Origin of the sequence: Leclercia adecarboxylata, from assembly GCF_023639785.1 — a bacterium.
Classification (GTDB): domain Bacteria; phylum Pseudomonadota; class Gammaproteobacteria; order Enterobacterales; family Enterobacteriaceae; genus Enterobacter; species Enterobacter adecarboxylatus_D.
Genome location: NZ_CP098325.1, coordinates 3,287,957 through 3,305,635, shown reverse-complemented (window position 1 = coordinate 3,305,635; position 17,679 = coordinate 3,287,957). Strand labels below are relative to the sequence as shown.

Genomic DNA, 17,679 nt, shown 5'->3' with positions numbered 1-17,679 from the left:
ATGAAATGAAGCCCCGGGATGTCGGGGCTCCGTAAATCTTAGCGAATAACGTTACCGTGCTGGACGCAGCGTCCGTCGTTACAGCTCACGGCATCCACTCTGGCTGCCCGGTGATTTCTTGCCTGCGCGGTAACGGTTGCCGCCGCTACAGGATGGTTGGAATTTGCGACCACGGCCGCGCGTTCTACCGGATGGAAGACAACGCCGGCAAAGGCAGAGCAGGGGGCGAGTAATGCCATAGCGATCAGGATCTTCTTCATCAACTTTCTCCGTTCAATTTTTTATACCCGGTAAGGTATGGATACGTTCTGATGGCAGGAGAGTACATCACAGCAAGCTGTTGAGTTGTGTGTATGGGTGCTATGAGGGATGACAGATTGAGTGGCGGGATTTGTCCCCTGCAGGAATCGAACCTGCAACTAGCCCTTAGGAGGGGCTCGTTATATCCATTTAACTAAGGGGACGAAGCGGCACGAGTATAACGTCATTTAGACAATGCGTTAAGCGCGTGACCGCCTGACTGCTTAAAGTGTCGCCATTCAAGCCGATTTTTTATCTTCTTCGGCTTCCACCTGCCTGGCTTTCATCTCGGCTTTGCGCTTATTAGACATATCGTTACGAATCTGCGCATGGCTCAGCAGGGCAAAAATAAAGGTCCCGCCGCAGATGTTACCGGCCAGAGTAGGAAGGGCGAAGGGCCAGAAGAATTCGGTCCAGTGGATGGTGCCATTAAACACCAGATATAAGATTTCCACCGTCCCCACCACGATGTGGGTAGTATCGGCAAGGGCGATAAGCCAGGTCATCAGGATGATAACCACAATTTTTGCCGAACCGGCCGCCGGGAACATCCAGACCATAGTCGCAACGATCCAGCCGGAGATAATCGCGTTGGCGAACATCTCCGATGGGCTGTTTTCCATCACCCCCATACCAATTTTCACAAAGGCGTCGCGGGTGGGCTCATCAAATATCGGCATATACTCAAACGCCCAGGCGGCGACCCCGGTACCGATAATGTTGCCCAGCAGCACCACGCTCCACAGGCGCATCAGCAGGCCGAAATTGCCCCAGGTCGGGCTTTGCATCACCGGCAGTACGGCGGTGACGGTGTTCTCGGTAAAGAGCTGCTGGCGCGCCATAATCACGATAATAAAGCCAAAGGTGTATCCGAGGTTTTCTATTATTATGCCGCCGGGTACCCCTTCGAGCTCGACGTGAAAAATCCCTTTTGCCAGCAGGGAGGCGCCCATTGATAATCCGGCTGCGATCGCAGACCAGAACAGCGCCATGGCGTCGCGCTCCAGCTCCTTTTCACCGTCCTGGCGAATATGTTCATGGATGGCCATCGCGCGCGAGGGCAGGCGGTCCTCGTCGACCTCAATCTTCTTTCCCCGGCGATTCTCCTCGCTTTCCACTTCCAGCTCTTCAGTATGACCGTCTATTTTCTCTTCTTTTAGCTCGTCCATCGCAACGCTCCATAGTGATCAGATACCCTTAAGCGTAGCGCTTTTTCCCCCGTCGCCCGTGGGTATGCTCTTAAATTCCTGCAATGGCAATAAAGGCGATACATCAATGGCAAAGGCCGTATAAAATTGCCAGCCAAACGAAAACGTAAAGCCAGGCTATTCTGAGATCATACCAGAGAGTGTTTATTGCCCCGATTTGTGGTCGTAGACATCAGTAGTCGTGCTGATACAATCACTTGCACGTTTACAGACAGAGCGCGAAAGCGCCATGACGGATGGCTTTTGCTGATAGCCATACTTAACAGGGAGAAAGATATGAAACTTCGGCTGTCGGTGGTTGCGCTGAGCACCACGTTGCTGATGGGCTGCGCCAGCTCTGGCGAGCAGCAGGGGCGCTCCGATCCTCTGGAAGGATTTAACCGCTCCATGTACAACTTCAACTACAACGTGCTGGATCCGTATCTGGTGCGCCCGGTTGCGGTGGCATGGCGTGATTATGTTCCACAGCCTGCCCGTAATGGCCTGAGCAACTTCACCAGCAACCTCGAAGAGCCTGCGGTGATGGCGAACTACTTCCTGCAGGGCGATCCTTATCAGGGGATGGTCCACTTCACCCGTTTCTTCCTGAACACCCTGTTAGGGATGGGCGGCTTTATTGACGTTGCCGGGATGGCGAATCCGAAGCTGCAGCGCGAGCAGCCGCACCGTTTCGGTAGTACCCTGGGTCACTATAATGTGGGTTACGGCCCGTACGTGCATCTGCCGTTCTACGGAAGCTTCACCCTGCGTGATGATGGCGGCGACATGGTCGATACGCTTTATCCGGTGCTCTCCTGGCTCACCTGGCCGCTGTCGATAGGTAAATGGACGCTGGAAGGGGTGGAGACGCGCGCGCAGCTGCTGGATTCCGACGGTCTGCTTCGTCAGTCTTCCGATCCGTACCTTATGGTGCGTGAGGCCTACTTCCAGAACCACGACTTCATTGCCAACGGCGGCAAGCTGAAACCGGAAGAGAACCCGAACGCCAAAGCGATCGAAAATGAACTCTCCGAGATTGATGCGGAATAAAAAAGAAAAGGTGAGCCCCAGGGCTCACCTTTTTTAATCGTGATGTGATTAGAACGCGTAGTTGAAGTTCATGCCATACAGCCAGGCTTTACCTTCAGAAGAGAACTCATACGGACCCTCCTGGAACGACACTTTCTGACCGTGCATATAAGAGACACCCGCATCGATTGAAGCATCTTCGTTGAATGCATAGGTTGCACCGGCGCTCAGCCAGAAGCGATCCTGATCCGGAATGGAGATAGAACGCTTGTCTGCCGGAACCGGGCTGTCATCGAAGGCAATACCGGTACGGAACGTCCAGTTATCATCCATGTAGTAGGTGGTACCCAGCGCGATGCGGTAAGCGTCACGGAAGCTTTCGTCTTTATAGAACAGCGTATCACCGCCGCTGTTGGTCGCTTTCAGCTCCTGGAACTGGCTCCAGCTGGTGTAGGTCAGGCTATAGTGGATAGCCCATTGCGGTGCGACTCGGTTGTACCCGGACAGTTCCCACATCTCAGGTAAATTCAGGGTCAGAGAACCGCCAGTGGTGCGGCCATCTGTGCCCAACGGCAGACCAAAGTTGCCCAGGATCTGGTTGTAGGCTGATGGCAGGCTGCTCTTATAGTCGCCATCGAAATCGATTTTCACTTCAGAACGGTAGGTAAAGCCATACCGGTTGTTCTTATCGATTTCATACAGAATACCGGCGTTCCAGCCATAGCCCCACTCATCACCCTTCAGGTAGGCAATCTGGGTATCTCCCTGGATCCCGGCGACCTGTCGTGCCAGGGCCGGAGGTAATGCGCCGGAGCCTGCGATAACGCGACCCAGGTCACCCGCGTAGCGCTCAATTTTCGCTTTCGCATACACCGCATCAAAGCCGACGCCGAAGCTCCAGTGATTATCCAGGCGATAAGCACCGCTCAGGTTCAGGTTAAGGGTTTCCAGGTCGGTTGTACCGCCGTAGGCCCCTGCTGCGTAATTGTTATTGAACTCGGTCGCCAGTCCGTAGTTAGAGGTTACGGATGCGCCCCAGCCGAACTGGTCATTGATAGGTGCAACAAAGTGCAGGTTTGGCACCCATGCAGTTGGCGCGATGTTATCCGCGTTCAGGCTTGCGCCCGTAGGAGAGCGTCCGGAGATATCTACATCAGGGTCAACAAAAATGGCACCTGCGGAGAGGGTTGGACGATCAAACATCATGATCAGGGCAGGGTTACGGCTCGCGTTCCCGGCATCATCAGCGATGGCGCCTTCCCCGGAATAGGCACGGCCCAGGCCTGAGGAAGAGAACTCGTTAAGCTGGAATCCCGCTGACCAGGCGGAGGTGGAGACGATTGCCACTGCGACTGCCAGCGCAGTTTTTTTGAACAGGGTTTTCTGGCTCATGACCATAACCTCATTGAGTTATTTTTATGCAATTTTTGTTACATACCGTAACAGGAGCGCGAAGTGTAGGGTCTGTCGTAACACTTAGAAATCAGACCAGTGGCGAGAGTATAGGTCTGACCAGATAGAATGTTGCAAGAGTGTTTGTGAATATTTACTGATATGTTTTTCGAAACGGGATCTGGGTGGCAAAATTGTGACCAGTTCGCTTCCTCCGAATGGGTGATTTTTGTTTTAGATCATTTTTACGTGTGATATTGCTCACTTACCCGCTTTAAAGCCATTAACGACTGGAGCCGCCCCCGCCCGGCGCGTAAAATATCAGCATCGTGTTTATCTCGCGCCATGCGCGAATGAAGAGGAAATCTACTATGAGTAAATGCAGTGCTGATGAAACCCCGGTTTGCTGCTGTATGGATGTGGGTACCATCGTGGACAACACGGATTGCACCGCCTCTTACAGCCGTGAGTTTGCCAGCCGTGCCGACGCCGAAGAGACGCTGGCCGCGCTGACCGAAAAAGCCCGCGGCGTGGAGTCTGAACCCTGTGCAATTAACTCTACCTTCACCGACGTAGAAGGTGGGGTTCGCCTGGACATCGACTTCGTGTTCAGCTGCGAAGCAGAATCCCTGATTTTTCAACTCGGTCTGCGTTAATTCCTTTCAACGCCTCCTTCCTGGAGGCGTTTCGTTTGTGCTCTGTGTGTTCGCTCGCAATTTTTCCTCTCCCTGATTGGCTAATGTAAAAATTTGGTTAAGACTGTTATCAGGTCAGACCACTTTGCGCATTTGTTATTCACAGGGGAGCGTTATGAGTCAGGCATTACCGCTAATCACCCGTCAGGGCGATCGCATTGCCATTGTCAGTGGATTACGTACGCCGTTTGCCCGTCAGGCGACGGCGTTTCATGGCATTCCTGCCGTCGATCTGGGAAAAATGGTCGTAGGAGAGCTACTGGCTCGCAGCGAAATCCCTCCCGAGGTTATCGAACAGCTGGTCTTTGGCCAGGTGGTGCAAATGCCGGAAGCGCCTAATATCGCCCGTGAAATCGTATTGGGTACCGGGATGAACGTGCACACCGATGCCTACAGCGTCAGCCGCGCCTGTGCCACCAGCTTTCAGGCGGTGGCGAACGTTGCGGAGAGTCTGATAACCGGCACCATTCGCGCCGGGATTGCCGGCGGAGCCGACTCCTCGTCCGTTTTACCGATTGGCGTCAGTAAAAAGCTCGCCCGTGTGCTGGTGGACGCCAACAAAGCCCGCACCACCGGGCAGCGCCTGTCGCTGTTTTCGCGCCTGCGTCTGCGCGATCTACTCCCTGTGCCACCTGCCGTGGCGGAGTACTCCACCGGGCTGCGGATGGGGGATACCGCCGAGCAGATGGCGAAAACCTACGGCATTACCCGTGAACAGCAGGATGCCCTGGCGCACCGCTCGCATCAGCGCGCCGCCCAGGCCTGGGAGGAGGGCAAGCTGGCAGATGAGGTGATGACGGCCTATACGCCGCCCTTCCGCGAGCCGCTTAGCCAGGATAACAATATTCGCGGTACCTCTACGCTGGCGGATTACGCGAAACTGCGCCCGGCGTTCGACCGTAAACACGGCACCGTCACCGCGGCGAACAGCACCCCGTTAACCGACGGCGCGGCGGCGGTGATCCTGATGACCGAATCCCGCGCCAGAGAGCTGGGCCTGAAGCCGCTCGGCTATCTGCGCAGCTACGCCTTTACCGCCATTGATGTCTGGCAGGACATGCTGCTGGGGCCTGCCTGGTCTACGCCGCTGGCGCTGGAGCGTGCCGGGCTCACCATGGGCGATCTGACGCTCATCGACATGCACGAAGCTTTTGCCGCGCAGACCCTGGCCAACGTACAACTGCTGGCCAGCGAACGTTTTGCCCGGGACGTGCTGGGCCGCGCCCATGCCACGGGCGAAGTGGATGAAAGCAAATTTAACGTGCTGGGGGGCTCCATTGCGTATGGGCACCCCTTTGCGGCGACCGGGGCGAGGATGATCACCCAGACGCTGCATGAGCTGCGCCGTCGCGGCGGCGGTTTTGGCCTGGTCACCGCCTGCGCGGCGGGTGGCCTGGGTGCCGCAATGGTTCTGGAGGCAGAATAATGGAGATGACAACGGCGTTTACCCTGCACGTGCGTCTGGACAACGTGGCGGTAGTCACCATCGATGCGCCAGGCGAAAAGATGAATACCCTGAAAGCAGAGTTTGGCGGCCAGGTGCGCGCCATCCTTAAGCAGGTGCGTGAAAACAAAAACCTGCGCGGGCTGGTGTTCATCTCGGCCAAGCCGGACAACTTTATTGCCGGGGCCGATATCAACATGATTGCCCGCGCCGAAAGCGCGCAGGTGGCGGAGGATCTGGCCCGTCAGGGGCAGCAGATCATGGCCGAAATTCATGCTCTGCCGATCCCGGTGATTGCGGCGATCCACGGGGCCTGCCTTGGCGGCGGTCTGGAGCTGGCGCTGGCCTGTCACGGACGCATTTGTACCGACGACGCCAAAACGGTGCTGGGCCTGCCGGAAGTGCAGCTTGGCTTACTGCCGGGCTCGGGCGGCACGCAGCGTCTGCCGCGGCTGGTGGGTGTCAGCACGGCACTGGAGATGATCCTTGCCGGCAAACAGCTGCGTCCGCGCCAGGCCCTGAAGGTTGGGCTGGTGGATGAGGTGGTTCCCCACGCCATTTTGCTGGAGGCCGCCGTTGCGCTGGCCCTGAAAGGCAAACCGGACAGTCGTCGCTTACCGGTACGCGAGCGCGTGCTGGCGGGGCCGCTGGGCCGCGCGCTGCTGTTCAACATGGTGGGTAAAAAAACCGAGCAGAAAACCCAGGGCAACTACCCGGCGACAAAACGTATTCTCGAGGTGATCCATACCGGCCTGACCCAGGGCAGCAGCAGCGGCTATGCCGCAGAAGCCAAAGCCTTTGGCGAGCTGGCGATGACGCCGCAGTCTCAGGCGCTGCGCAGCATCTTTTTTGCCAGCACTGAAGTGAAAAAAGATCCCGGCAGCGAGGCGGAGCCTGCGCCACTGGACGCCATCGGTCTACTGGGCGGCGGGCTGATGGGGGGCGGTATCGCCTTCGTGAGCGCCAGCAAAGGCAAATTACCGGTGCGGATCAAAGACATCAACCCGAAGGGGATCAATCACGCGCTGCAATACAGCTGGCAGTTGCTTGATAAAAAGGTCAAACGCCGCCATATCAAAGCCAGCGAGCGCGATCGTCAGCTGGCGCTGATCTCCGGCACTACCGATTACAGCGGTTTCCGTCATCGTGATGTGGTGATTGAGGCCGTATTCGAAGATCTGGCCCTGAAACAGCAGATGGTGGCCGAGGTTGAAGCGAACTGTGCACCGCACACCATTTTTGCCTCCAATACCTCGTCGTTGCCTATCGGCGATATTGCGGCCGGGGCCGCGCGACCTGAACAGGTGATCGGGCTGCATTTCTTCAGTCCGGTAGAAAAAATGCCGCTGGTGGAGGTCATCCCGCACGCCGGAACGAGCCCGCAGACCATTGCCACTATCGTGAAGCTGGCAAAAATGCAGGGCAAAACGCCGGTGGTGGTCGCTGATAAAGCCGGGTTCTACGTCAACCGCATTCTGGCTCCTTATATCAGTGAAGCCATGCGCCTGCTGACCGAAGGCGAAAAGGTTGAACATATCGATAATGCGCTGGTGAAGTTTGGTTTCCCGGTCGGCCCAATCCAACTTTTGGATGAGGTGGGAATCGATACCGGCACTAAAATTATACCTGTGCTGGAAAGCGCTTACGGTGAACGGTTTAGCGCACCTGCAAACATTGTTTCTGCAATTTTGAATGATGATCGCAAAGGCAGAAAAAATGGACGCGGTTTCTATCTTTACGACCCAAAAGGGCGTAAAAGCAAGAAGCAGGTTGACCCGGCTATTTATGGGCTTATTAAGCCTGCCGGCGAGGGCAAACTCTCTGCGACACAGTGCGCAGAACGCTGCGTCATGATGATGCTCAACGAAGCGGCGCGCTGCTTTGATGAGAAGGTCATTAAAAATGCCCGTGACGGTGACATTGGCGCCGTGTTTGGCATCGGTTTCCCACCTTTCCTGGGTGGCCCGTTCCGCTATATGGATAGCTTAGGTGCGGGTGAAGTTGTTGCGATTTTACAACGACTGGCTGTGCAATATGGGCCGCGGTTTACGCCGTGTGACACATTGTTGCAAATGGCGGATCAGGGGCTGCGATTTTGGCCAGCAAAGGAAACTGACCTTGTAAATTAAGGTCAAATAAGAGTAAATCCGCCGTTGAAGGGTCTGGTCCTGTCTAATTTGTAAACTGACATTGACTATACTTACGCCGTTGAGGTAAAAAACAGCGTTTCATTCAACGGATGGATCAGGCACAATGCCCGGCCATCGGGTTTTCTACCTCGTGATGTGTTCACGCGGGGAAGTAACACCGGTGATCCTGGTCAACAAAAGCGGTGCAATATGCAAGTTTTTATCATGCGTCACGGTGACGCGGCACTTGATGCTGCCAGTGACTCTGTACGTCCTCTGACGCCTTGCGGCTGTGACGAATCCCGTCAAATGGCTACCTGGCTGAAAGGGCAAAAAGTGGATATTGAGCGTGTCCTCGTCAGCCCGTTCTTACGCGCTGAACAGACGCTGGACGTGGTGGGGGAGTGTATGAACCTGCCTGACAGCGTCGAAGTTCTGCCAGAGCTTACCCCCTGTGGCGATGTGGGTCTTGTCAGTGCCTATCTTCAGGCGCTGTGCAATGAAGGTGTCGCCTCTGCGCTGGTGATTTCACATCTGCCGTTAGTCGGCTATCTGGTAGCTGAACTCTGCCCGGGCGAAACGCCGCCGATGTTCAGCACCTCTGCCATTGCCAACGTCACCCTCAATGAAACGGGTGCTGGCGTGTTCAACTGGCAGATGAGCCCCTGCAATCTGAAGATGGCAAAAGCTATCTGACGCACTGGATCCAGGCGGGTAGCAACAGCCACCCGCCTGCCTCTCAGGGCAGCTCAGGCGGTTGCCACTCTTCGACTTCTATCAATACCAGCAGTGCGGCATCTCCGCCGTACTCTTTCGGTGCCTGATGAAACGCCATCACGTGTGGATGCTGAGCCAGCCACAGCGGGGTTTGCTGTTTAAGAATATGTTTGCCGTGGCCGTGCATCACGCAGGCACAGAAGACATGTTCCCGGCGGCAGGCGGCAATCAGCGCGCCCAGCTCCTGTTTCGCCTGCATCTGGGTTAACCCGTGCAGATCGAGAAACAGCTCCGGCGAATAATCTCCACGACGCAATTTTTTCAGCTCAAAATGGCTGACGTCCGACCGCACGTATTTCACCGCGCCTTCCGTGTTCAGCAGCGGCTGGAACTCGTCGGAAAAATAGTGGCTGGCGTCGGCCTGCTCCTGGATCAGGCGTTTTACCGGAACTTCACTTACTTTTTTACGTAGCGGGCGGTGGACGATGGTGTCCTGCTTGATTTTACGCGTGCCTGTCATCAGCTGACGAAACAGCGTTTGATCCTCCTGGCTCAAGGATGTTTTCTTTTTCATGGGTCCGTCTCATCTCTTATTTCCGACAGTGTACCTGACTCGCCGTACAGCAAAACGCATTTTTTACCCCCAGGCCGTTAGCGACAGTGCTGATTTATCGCCGTCTTCATGGCACACTAGCCGCCGAAAATTTAGCGAGCATGCCCTGGAGAACATAGTGGATAAAATTTTTGTCGATGAAGCGGTGAATGAGCTGCAAACCATTCAGGACATGTTGCGTTGGGCGGTCAGCCGTTTCAGCGCGGCCAATATCTGGTACGGTCACGGTACCGACAACCCGTGGGATGAGGCGGTACAGCTGGTGCTGCCGTCGCTCTATCTGCCGCTGGATATCCCGGAAGATATGCGTTCTGCGCGTCTCACCTCCAGTGAAAAACACCGCATCGTTGAGCGCGTGATCCGTCGCGTAAACGAGCGTATCCCGGTAGCCTACCTCACCAACAAAGCCTGGTTCTGCGGCCATGAATTCTTTGTCGATGAACGCGTGCTGGTGCCGCGCTCGCCGATTGGTGAGCTGATTAACAACCACTTCGCCGGCCTGATTGACCATCAGCCTGAGCACATTCTGGATATGTGTACCGGCAGCGGCTGCATTGCCATCGCCTGCGCTTACGCCTTCCCGGAAGCGGAAGTGGATGCCGTAGATATCTCCACCGACGCGCTGGCCGTGACCGAGCACAACATTGAAGAGCACGGCCTGATCCATCACGTTACGCCAATTCGCTCTGACCTGTTCCGCGACCTGCCGACGCTGCAGTACGATCTGATCGTCACCAACCCGCCGTACGTTGATGCGGAAGACATGTCCGATCTGCCGAACGAATATCGTCACGAGCCGGAGTTGGGCCTGGCCTCCGGCTCCGACGGCCTGAAGCTGACCCGCCGCATCCTGGCCTGTGCGCCGGATTATCTGACCGACGACGGTATTCTGATTTGTGAAGTCGGTAACAGCATGGTACATCTGATGGAGCAATATCCGGATGTGCCGTTCACCTGGCTCGAGTTCGACAACGGTGGTGACGGCGTCTTCATGCTGACCAAAGCGCAGCTTCTCGCCGCGCGCGAGCACTTCAGCATCTACAAAGATTAATCCAACGGGCTTCGGCCCGTTTCACATTGCGCAAACACAGAAAGCTCAAACACAGAACAACGAAAACGGAGCCGTAATGGCAGGAAACAGTATTGGACAATTATTCCGTGTGACGACGTTTGGCGAGTCTCACGGGCTGGCGCTGGGTTGCATCGTTGATGGCGTGCCGCCTGGCATCGAACTGACCGAAGCCGATTTACAGCACGATCTCGACAGGCGTCGCCCGGGCACCTCGCGCTATACCACCCAACGCCGCGAGCCGGATCAAGTCAAAATCCTGTCAGGCGTCTTTGAAGGACGCACCACCGGCACCAGCATCGGCCTGCTGATTGAGAATACCGATCAGCGTTCCCAGGATTACGGCGCCATCAAGGATGTGTTCCGTCCGGGCCACGCCGACTATACCTACGAGCAGAAATACGGTTTTCGCGACTATCGCGGCGGCGGTCGCTCCTCCGCCCGTGAAACCGCCATGCGCGTGGCGGCAGGCGCCATCGCCAAAAAATATCTGGCGCAGAAATTTGGCATTGTTATCCGCGGCTGTTTGACCCAGATGGGCGATATCCCACTGGCGATTGTCGACTGGGATCAGGTAGAACAGAACCCGTTCTTCTGTGCCGATGCCTCGAAGTTGGAAGCACTGGACGAACTGATGCGCGGCCTGAAGAAAGAGGGCGACTCCATTGGTGCCAAAGTCACCGTCGTGGCGGATGGTGTACCGCCGGGCTGGGGCGAGCCGGTCTTTGATCGCCTCGACGCCGATATTGCCCATGCGATGATGAGCATCAACGCAGTGAAAGGGGTAGAGATTGGCGACGGTTTTGACGTGGTTCAGCTTCGCGGTAGCCAGAATCGCGACGAGATCACGAAAGAAGGCTTCCGGAGCAATCACGCGGGCGGCATTCTGGGCGGCATCAGCAGCGGGCAGCAGATTGTGGCGAACATCGCGCTGAAACCGACCTCCAGCATTACCGTGCCGGGCCACACCATTAACCGCGCTGGCGAAGAAGTTGAGATGATCACCAAAGGGCGTCACGATCCTTGCGTTGGGATTCGCGCAGTGCCGATCGCCGAAGCGATGCTGGCGATCGTGCTGATGGATCACTTCCTGCGCCAGCGCGCGCAGAATGCAGATGTGACGACCACCATTCCACGCTGGTAACCATGAAAAAAACCGCAATTGCTCTGCTGGCGCTGCTTGCCAGCGGGGCCGCTCTGGCGGCAACGCCCTGGCAAAAAATCACCCACCCGGTGGCGGGCAGCGCCCAGTCCATCGGCGGGTTCTCTAATGGCTGTATCGTTGGCGCAGAGGCGCTGCCGCAGCAGTCCTCTACGTATCAGGTGATGCGCACCGATCAGCGTCGCTACTTTGGTCATCCGGATCTGGTGCTGTTTATTCAGCGCCTCAGCAACCAGGTGCATAACCTCGGGCTGGGTACGGTGCTGATTGGCGATATGGGGATGCCCGCAGGCGGACGCTTTAACGGCGGCCACGCCAGCCATCAAACCGGGCTGGACGTGGATATCTTCCTGCAGCTGCCGAAAACCCGCTGGACGTCGGCACAACTGATGAAGCCCCAGGCGCTCGATCTGGTTGCCCGCGACGGCAAGCATGTGGTGCCGTCGCTCTGGTCGCAGGAGGTCTCCAGCATGATCAAGCTGGCGGCAAAAGATAACGACGTTACGCGCATCTTCGTTAACCCGGCCATCAAGCAGCAGCTGTGTGAAGATGCCGGAACCGACCGCGACTGGCTGCGTAAAGTGCGACCCTGGTTCCAGCACCGTGCGCATATGCACGTCCGTTTGCGCTGCCCGGCGAACAGCCTCGAGTGTGAAGATCAACCGTTACCGCCACCAGGCGATGGCTGCGGTGCGGAATTACAAAGCTGGTTTGAGCCAGCGAAACCTGGATCGACCAAGCCTGAGAAGAAGACACCGCCTCCGTTGCCGCCTTCCTGTCAGGCGCTACTGGATGAGCATGCCCTCTAATGGACCAATTTGCTGAATTGTTTATGGTATCGCCACTGCTGTTAGTGGCGCTGTTTTTTATCGCTATGCTGGCGGGTTTTATTGATGCGCTGGCCGGCGGTGGCGGGCTGTTAACCGTTCCGGCCCTGCTGGCGGCCGGGATGAGCCCGGCGCAGGCGCTGGCGACCAACAAGCTACAGGCGTGCGGCGGATCCTTATCCGCCTCGATCTACTTTATCCGCCGCAAGGTGGTGAACCTCGCCGACCAGAAGCTCAATATCCTGATGACCTTTATCGGCTCGACCAGCGGGGCGCTGCTGGTTCAGCATGTGCAGTCCGATATCCTGCGCCAGATCTTACCCATCCTCGTTATCTGTATTGGCCTCTACTTTTTACTGATGCCGAAGCTCGGCGAAGAGGACAGACAGCGCCGCCTGCACGGATTGCCCTTTGCGCTCATTGCCGGTGGCTGCGTCGGTTTTTATGATGGTTTCTTCGGCCCCGGCGCCGGGTCGTTTTACGCCCTGGCGTTCGTGACGCTGGCCGGTTTTAACCTCGCTAAATCCACCGCCCATGCCAAGGTGCTGAACGCCACCTCGAACGTTGGCGGCCTGCTGCTGTTTATCATCGGCGGGAAGGTTATCTGGGCGACCGGCTTTGTGATGATGGCCGGACAATTTCTGGGCGCACGGGCAGGTTCGCGCCTGGTGTTAAGCAAAGGGCAACAGCTCATCCGTCCAATGATTGTCATTGTCTCGGCGGTAATGAGTGCCAAACTTCTTTATGACAGCCACGGACAGGAGATCCTCCACTGGTTGGGGATGAACTAATGAACAGTACGCATAAATACGAACAGCTGATTGAGATTTTCGACGGCTGCTTCGCGGATGATTTTAATACCCGTCTGATTAAAGGCGACGACGAACCGATCTATCTTCCTGCAGATGCGGAAGTCCCTTACAACCGGATCGTGTTCGCCCACGGCTTTTACGCCAGCGGTTTGCATGAAATATCGCACTGGTGTATCGCAGGAAAAGCGCGTCGCGAGCTGGTGGACTTTGGCTACTGGTACTGTCCGGACGGCCGCGACGCCGCGACCCAGGGGAAATTTGAAGATGTTGAGGTTAAACCCCAGGCGCTGGAGTGGCTGTTGTGCGTGGCGGCAGGATTCCCGTTCAACGTCAGCTGTGACAACCTCGAAGGCGACTTCGAGCCAGACCGCATTGTCTTCCAGCGCCGCGTTCACGCGCAGGTGATGGAGTATCTTGAGAAAGGCATTCCGGAACGTCCGGCGCGCTTGATCAAGGCCTTACAGAATTATTACCACACGCCGGACATCACGGCGGAACACTTCCCGTGGCCGGAAGATCTTAACTGAGGAAAGAAGATGATCGCAGAATTTGAATCACGCATTCTGGCGTTAATTGATGACATGGTGGAGCACGCCAGTGACGATGAACTGTTTGCCAGCGGTTATCTGCGTGGTCACCTGACGCTGGCGGTTGCCGAGCTGGAAGCCGGTGATGATCACTCTCCGGACGCGGTCCACGCTGAAGTCTCCCGTAGCCTGGAAAAAGCCATTCTGGCGGGCGAGCTCTCTCCACGCGACCAGTCACTGGTGCTGGGGATGTGGGATACGCTGTTTCAGAAGGCCCGCGTAAACGCATAAGAGACGGTGGCCGGGCAAGCGAATGCGCCGCCCGGCAATAAATCGGCTCCCTCGCCAGATGCCCGGTGGCGCTGCGCTTACCGGGCCTACGCTTTAACCATTTTCCCCTTCAACAACTTCCTCACCCATAACCGATTCGGATTCAGCGCCGCCAGCGTCTGCGCATCCAGCGGGATCGGCTCGTGGCTCATCTGCGCGGCCAGCACTTCCGCCGTCAGCGGGGCCGTACAGAGTCCGCGTGAACCCAGCCCGCCAAGCACAAACAGATTACGAAACTCCGGGGCGGTGACCGCCTGCGATTTGTTGTTGACGAGATCCTGATACGCCGCCAGCGTGGCGTCATAGTCCGGCACCGCACCGGTCATCGGGAGGTGATCGCGGGTGGCACAGCGAATCCCGTTGCGCGCCTCACCGGCGCTGACATCCACTTCCCGCGCCCACGCTGCCTGCGGCAGGCAGTCGAGCAGACGCTGGCGATTATGCTGCTGGTCCTCTTCGCTGTACTGGGGGACGGTTTGCCCGCGATGATAGCTGGCGCCGATACAGTGCTGGCCGTTAGCCGGGTTTTGCGGGGTCAGATACCCGTCATAGCAGAGCACCTGGCGAAGCTGGCTAAGATGCGCAGCCGCCGGGATATGGCTCACCTGGCCGCCCACCGGGTAAACCGGCAGTTGCGCAGTCTGGCTAAACTGGCTGATGCCATGCCCGTTCGCCAGCACCAGGCTGCCATGCTGCGCCTGCTCACCGTCGGTAAACGCCAGCGTCCACCGCGTGCCGGTCTGCTCCAGGGATTTCACCCGGCGGCCATAGTGCGCCTGCAGGCCAAGGGTTTGCGCCAGGCTAATGACTGCCGCAGTAAGCTGGGCCGGGCACAGCCAGCCGCCGAGGGGATACTGGATCCCGCCGCAGCCGGTGGGCACGCCGGTGCTCGCTTCCACCTCTCCGGCATTGACCGCCATCGCGATCTGCTCCGGCAGGCCCAGGGCCAGCATCTGGTCGATTTTTTTCTGGCTTTTTTCGTCCCAGCCCAGCTGGGTAACGCCGCACCAGGCATGATCAAAGGCCACCGGCAGGGCATCGTAGAGGCGGCGGGCGAAGGTGAACGCCGCCGGGAAAAACTGGCTCAGCGCGGCATCCTGGGCGCTCAGCAGGGGATAGAGCGCCCCCTGGCGATTGCCGGAGGCGCCTGCTGCCGGAGCGTCGTCGGCACAGTAGAGCGTCACCTGCCAGCCGCGGCGTAACAGCGCCAGCGACAGCAGGGCGCTGGCGATCCCACCACCCACGACAGCGGTTTCCCGCCCGTCGCAGGGCGTACGGGTATACCACGGCGTGCGGGCAGGGGAGGGAAGATCCTGCTCCATCACTCCGATAAGCATTTCGCGCTTGCGGCCAAAGCCCTTAGTTTTTTGCACCCTGAAACCCGCCTCCTGCAGACCGCGACGGACAAATCCGGCGCAGGTAAAGGTGGCGAGCGTCCCGCCCGGACGGGCCAGGCGAGCCATGGCAGCAAACAGCTGCGCGTTCCACATATCCGGATTTTTGGACGGGGCAAAGCCGTCGAGGAACCAGGCGTCGACCTGCTGATTCAGGGAGTCATCCAGCTTATCGGTGAGCTCGTTGATATCACCCAGCCAGATATCAAGGGTGACGCGCCCGCCGTCCAGCAGCAGGCGATGGCAGCCCGCGACGGGCAGGGGCCACTGGGCCTGGAGCTGTTCCGCCCAGGGGGCCAGCTCCGGCCAGTGCTGGTGCGCCAGACGCAGATCCTCGGCGGCCAGCGGAAATTTCTCGAAACTGATGAAATGTAATCTTTGCAGCGTAGCGTCAGGGTGAGCCGCACGGAAGCGATCGAACGCTTGCCAGAGAGTGAGAAAATTCAGCCCGGTGCCAAATCCGCTCTCGGCGACCACAAACAGATCGCGGGGATGCAGCGGAAAACGGGAATTCAGCTGGTTTCCATCGAGGAAAACATAACGTGTCTCTTCCAGTCCGTTATCATTAGAGAAGTAGACATCATCAAAATCTCGGGAAACAGGTGTACCCTCAGCGTTGAATTCGAGGTTGGCGGGTTGTATAGCGTTTTGTTTCACGTAAGTTACTCGTCTGACAGGCTGTGCCGCGATCTTAACGATGTGCGTCTGTTGGTGCAAATTTCCGCAGAAATTGGCTGATCGGACTTGTTCGGCGTACAAGTGTACGCTATTGTGCGACTCGAAACTTAAAATAGTGCGACTTACAGAGGTATTGAATGAAACGTGCAGTGATTACTGGCTTGGGCATCGTTTCCAGCATCGGTAATAACCAGCAGGAAGTCCTGGCATCTCTGCGTGAAGGACGCTCCGGGATCACCTTCTCTGAAGAGTTTAAAGATTCCGGCATGCGCAGCCACGTATGGGGTAATGTAAAACTGGACACCACGGGCATGATCGATCGCAAAGTGGTCCGTTTCATGAATGATGCCTCCATCTACGCCTATCTCTCCATGCAGGAAGCGATTGCTGACGCTGGCCTGAGCGAAGACGTTTATCAGAACAACCCGCGTGTGGGTCTGATTGCCGGTTCCGGCGGCTCCTCTAAGGCCCAGGTATTCGGCGCTGACGCCATGCGTAGCCCGCGCGGCCTGAAAGCGGTCGGTCCATATGTTGTGACCAAAGCCATGGGTTCAGCGGTTTCCGCTTGCCTGGCGACCCCGTTCAAAATCCACGGCGTAAACTACTCCATCAGCTCCGCTTGTGCGACCTCCGCACACTGTATCGGTAACGCGGTTGAGCAGATCCAGCTGGGTAAACAGGACATCGTATTTGCTGGCGGCGGCGAAGAGCTGGGCTGGGAAATGGCCTGTGAGTTCGATGCGATGGGCGCACTGTCCACCAAATACAACGAATGCCCGGAAAAAGCCTCCCGTACCTACGACGCAAACCGTGACGGTTTCGTTATCGCTGGCGGCGGCGGTATGGTTGTGGTTGAAGAGCTGGAGCACGCTCTGGCCCGTGGCGCACATATCTACGCTGAGATCGTGGGCTACGGCGCAACGTCCGATGGCGCAGACATGGTTGCACCATCAGGTGAAGGCGCAGTGCGCTGCATGAAGATGGCGATGCACGGCCTGGATACGCCAATTGACTACCTGAACTCCCACGGTACCTCCACTCCGGTAGGCGACGTGAAAGAGCTGGGTGCCATCCGCGAAGTGTTTGGCGACAACAGCCCGGCTATCTCTGCAACCAAAGCCATGACCGGTCACTCTCTGGGTGCGGCTGGCGTGCAGGAAGCTATCTACTCCCTGCTGATGCTGGAACACGGCTTCATCGCCCCAAGCATCAACGTTGAAGAGCTGGACGAGCAGGCTGCTGGCCTGAACATCGTTACTGCGCCAACCGAGCGTGAACTGAACACCGTGATGTCTAACAGCTTCGGTTTCGGCGGCACCAACGCCACGCTGGTCATGCGTAAGCTGAAAGCGTAAGTATTACACCAGATAGCAA

17 protein-coding genes and 1 tRNA gene are annotated in these 17,679 nt (G+C 57.3%); 12 read left to right on the top strand and 6 right to left on the bottom strand.

Features of this window, described 5'->3' with window-relative positions:
* Positions 1 to 38 precede the first annotated feature (38 nt).
* From NB069_RS15695 to NB069_RS15685, 3 genes are all read right to left on the bottom strand, one after another.
* A complete protein-coding gene (locus NB069_RS15695; protein WP_250585037.1) occupies positions 39 to 260 on the bottom strand; it encodes a hypothetical protein in 222 nt (73 codons plus the stop codon).
* A 132-nt stretch (positions 261 to 392) separates the two neighbouring features.
* Positions 393 to 464 (bottom strand) — tRNA-Arg (locus NB069_RS15690).
* A gap of 75 nt (positions 465 to 539) precedes the next feature.
* Positions 540 to 1,469, bottom strand: a complete 930-nt coding sequence (locus NB069_RS15685; protein ID WP_250585035.1) for a formate/nitrite transporter family protein — start codon at positions 1,467 to 1,469, stop codon at positions 540 to 542.
* Between the two features lie 315 nt (positions 1,470 to 1,784).
* On the opposite strand from NB069_RS15685, the gene mlaA reads away from it, so the two are divergent.
* Positions 1,785 to 2,537 (top strand): phospholipid-binding lipoprotein MlaA, encoded by a 753-nt coding sequence (gene mlaA / locus NB069_RS15680; RefSeq protein WP_250585033.1) that lies wholly within the window; start codon positions 1,785 to 1,787, stop codon positions 2,535 to 2,537.
* Between the two features lie 48 nt (positions 2,538 to 2,585).
* Here the strand turns inward: mlaA and fadL are convergent, their stop codons facing one another.
* Positions 2,586 to 3,908 carry a long-chain fatty acid transporter FadL gene (gene fadL, locus NB069_RS15675; protein ID WP_250585031.1) on the bottom strand — a complete coding sequence of 441 codons (1,323 nt, stop codon included), beginning with the start codon at positions 3,906 to 3,908 and terminating at the stop codon, positions 2,586 to 2,588.
* Positions 3,909 to 4,279: 371 nt separating this feature from the next.
* On the opposite strand from fadL, the gene NB069_RS15670 reads away from it, so the two are divergent.
* From NB069_RS15670 to sixA, 4 genes are all read left to right on the top strand, one after another.
* The gene (locus tag NB069_RS15670; protein WP_250585029.1) at positions 4,280 to 4,564 is read left to right on the top strand and encodes a YfcZ/YiiS family protein; all 285 of its coding nucleotides are present in this window, start codon (positions 4,280 to 4,282) and stop codon (positions 4,562 to 4,564) included.
* Between the two features lie 154 nt (positions 4,565 to 4,718).
* On the top strand, positions 4,719 to 6,029 hold the full coding sequence (gene fadI, locus NB069_RS15665; protein ID WP_250585027.1) for an acetyl-CoA C-acyltransferase FadI: 1,311 nt from the start codon (positions 4,719 to 4,721) through the stop codon (positions 6,027 to 6,029).
* Positions 6,029 to 8,176, top strand: a complete 2,148-nt coding sequence (gene fadJ, locus NB069_RS15660; RefSeq protein WP_250585025.1) for a fatty acid oxidation complex subunit alpha FadJ — start codon at positions 6,029 to 6,031, stop codon at positions 8,174 to 8,176. The genes fadI and fadJ overlap by 1 nt, the downstream gene beginning before the upstream one ends.
* 210 nt (positions 8,177 to 8,386) lie before the next feature.
* Positions 8,387 to 8,872 (top strand): phosphohistidine phosphatase SixA, encoded by a 486-nt coding sequence (gene sixA / locus NB069_RS15655; protein ID WP_250585023.1) that lies wholly within the window; start codon positions 8,387 to 8,389, stop codon positions 8,870 to 8,872.
* Between the two features lie 43 nt (positions 8,873 to 8,915).
* Here sixA and smrB read toward each other — a convergent pair whose 3' ends face one another.
* The gene (smrB, locus tag NB069_RS15650) at positions 8,916 to 9,467 is read right to left on the bottom strand and encodes an endonuclease SmrB (RefSeq protein ID WP_250585021.1); all 552 of its coding nucleotides are present in this window, start codon (positions 9,465 to 9,467) and stop codon (positions 8,916 to 8,918) included.
* A gap of 157 nt (positions 9,468 to 9,624) precedes the next feature.
* On the opposite strand from smrB, the gene prmB reads away from it, so the two are divergent.
* From prmB to NB069_RS15620, 6 genes are all read left to right on the top strand, one after another.
* Positions 9,625 to 10,557, top strand: a complete 933-nt coding sequence (gene prmB, locus NB069_RS15645) for a 50S ribosomal protein L3 N(5)-glutamine methyltransferase (protein WP_250585019.1) — start codon at positions 9,625 to 9,627, stop codon at positions 10,555 to 10,557.
* Between the two features lie 76 nt (positions 10,558 to 10,633).
* Positions 10,634 to 11,719: a chorismate synthase gene (aroC, locus tag NB069_RS15640; protein ID WP_250585017.1), complete on the top strand. Its 1,086-nt coding sequence runs from the start codon at positions 10,634 to 10,636 to the stop codon at positions 11,717 to 11,719.
* Between the two features lie 2 nt (positions 11,720 to 11,721).
* Positions 11,722 to 12,546 (top strand): penicillin-insensitive murein endopeptidase, encoded by an 825-nt coding sequence (mepA, locus tag NB069_RS15635; RefSeq protein ID WP_250585015.1) that lies wholly within the window; start codon positions 11,722 to 11,724, stop codon positions 12,544 to 12,546.
* Positions 12,546 to 13,355, top strand: a complete 810-nt coding sequence (locus NB069_RS15630; protein WP_250585013.1) for a sulfite exporter TauE/SafE family protein — start codon at positions 12,546 to 12,548, stop codon at positions 13,353 to 13,355. The genes mepA and NB069_RS15630 overlap by 1 nt, the downstream gene beginning before the upstream one ends.
* Complete coding sequence (locus tag NB069_RS15625; protein ID WP_250585011.1) at positions 13,355 to 13,903, top strand: elongation factor P hydroxylase; 549 nt, start codon at positions 13,355 to 13,357, stop codon at positions 13,901 to 13,903. The genes NB069_RS15630 and NB069_RS15625 overlap by 1 nt, the downstream gene beginning before the upstream one ends.
* Before the next feature lie 9 nt (positions 13,904 to 13,912).
* Complete coding sequence (locus NB069_RS15620) at positions 13,913 to 14,194, top strand: YfcL family protein (RefSeq protein ID WP_250585009.1); 282 nt, start codon at positions 13,913 to 13,915, stop codon at positions 14,192 to 14,194.
* Between the two features lie 86 nt (positions 14,195 to 14,280).
* On the opposite strand, the gene mnmC is transcribed toward NB069_RS15620, so the two are convergent.
* Entirely contained in the window at positions 14,281 to 16,284 is a 2,004-nt protein-coding gene (mnmC, locus tag NB069_RS15615; RefSeq protein ID WP_250585007.1) for a bifunctional tRNA (5-methylaminomethyl-2-thiouridine)(34)-methyltransferase MnmD/FAD-dependent 5-carboxymethylaminomethyl-2-thiouridine(34) oxidoreductase MnmC, read from the bottom strand.
* 158 nt (positions 16,285 to 16,442) lie between these two features.
* On the opposite strand from mnmC, the gene fabB reads away from it, so the two are divergent.
* The gene (gene fabB / locus NB069_RS15610) at positions 16,443 to 17,660 is read left to right on the top strand and encodes a beta-ketoacyl-ACP synthase I (RefSeq protein WP_250585005.1); all 1,218 of its coding nucleotides are present in this window, start codon (positions 16,443 to 16,445) and stop codon (positions 17,658 to 17,660) included.
* Positions 17,661 to 17,679: the final 19 nt, after the last annotated feature.

Bases quoted from the DNA above. Each gene is read 5' to 3' on its own strand.
- NB069_RS15695 (WP_250585037.1), bottom strand. From the start codon at position 260: ATGAAGAAGATCCTGATCGCTATGGCATTACTCGCCCCCTGCTCTGCC.
- NB069_RS15685 (WP_250585035.1), bottom strand. From the start codon at position 1,469: ATGGACGAGCTAAAAGAAGAGAAAATAGACGGTCATACTGAAGAGCTG.
- mlaA (WP_250585033.1), top strand. From the start codon at position 1,785: ATGAAACTTCGGCTGTCGGTGGTTGCGCTGAGCACCACGTTGCTGATG.
- fadL (WP_250585031.1), bottom strand. From the start codon at position 3,908: ATGAGCCAGAAAACCCTGTTCAAAAAAACTGCGCTGGCAGTCGCAGTG.
- NB069_RS15670 (WP_250585029.1), top strand. From the start codon at position 4,280: ATGAGTAAATGCAGTGCTGATGAAACCCCGGTTTGCTGCTGTATGGAT.
- fadI (WP_250585027.1), top strand. From the start codon at position 4,719: ATGAGTCAGGCATTACCGCTAATCACCCGTCAGGGCGATCGCATTGCC.
- fadJ (WP_250585025.1), top strand. From the start codon at position 6,029: ATGGAGATGACAACGGCGTTTACCCTGCACGTGCGTCTGGACAACGTG.
- sixA (WP_250585023.1), top strand. From the start codon at position 8,387: ATGCAAGTTTTTATCATGCGTCACGGTGACGCGGCACTTGATGCTGCC.
- smrB (WP_250585021.1), bottom strand. From the start codon at position 9,467: ATGAAAAAGAAAACATCCTTGAGCCAGGAGGATCAAACGCTGTTTCGT.
- aroC (WP_250585017.1), top strand. From the start codon at position 10,634: ATGGCAGGAAACAGTATTGGACAATTATTCCGTGTGACGACGTTTGGC.
- mepA (WP_250585015.1), top strand. From the start codon at position 11,722: ATGAAAAAAACCGCAATTGCTCTGCTGGCGCTGCTTGCCAGCGGGGCC.
- NB069_RS15630 (WP_250585013.1), top strand. From the start codon at position 12,546: ATGGACCAATTTGCTGAATTGTTTATGGTATCGCCACTGCTGTTAGTG.
- NB069_RS15625 (WP_250585011.1), top strand. From the start codon at position 13,355: ATGAACAGTACGCATAAATACGAACAGCTGATTGAGATTTTCGACGGC.
- NB069_RS15620 (WP_250585009.1), top strand. From the start codon at position 13,913: ATGATCGCAGAATTTGAATCACGCATTCTGGCGTTAATTGATGACATG.
- fabB (WP_250585005.1), top strand. From the start codon at position 16,443: ATGAAACGTGCAGTGATTACTGGCTTGGGCATCGTTTCCAGCATCGGT.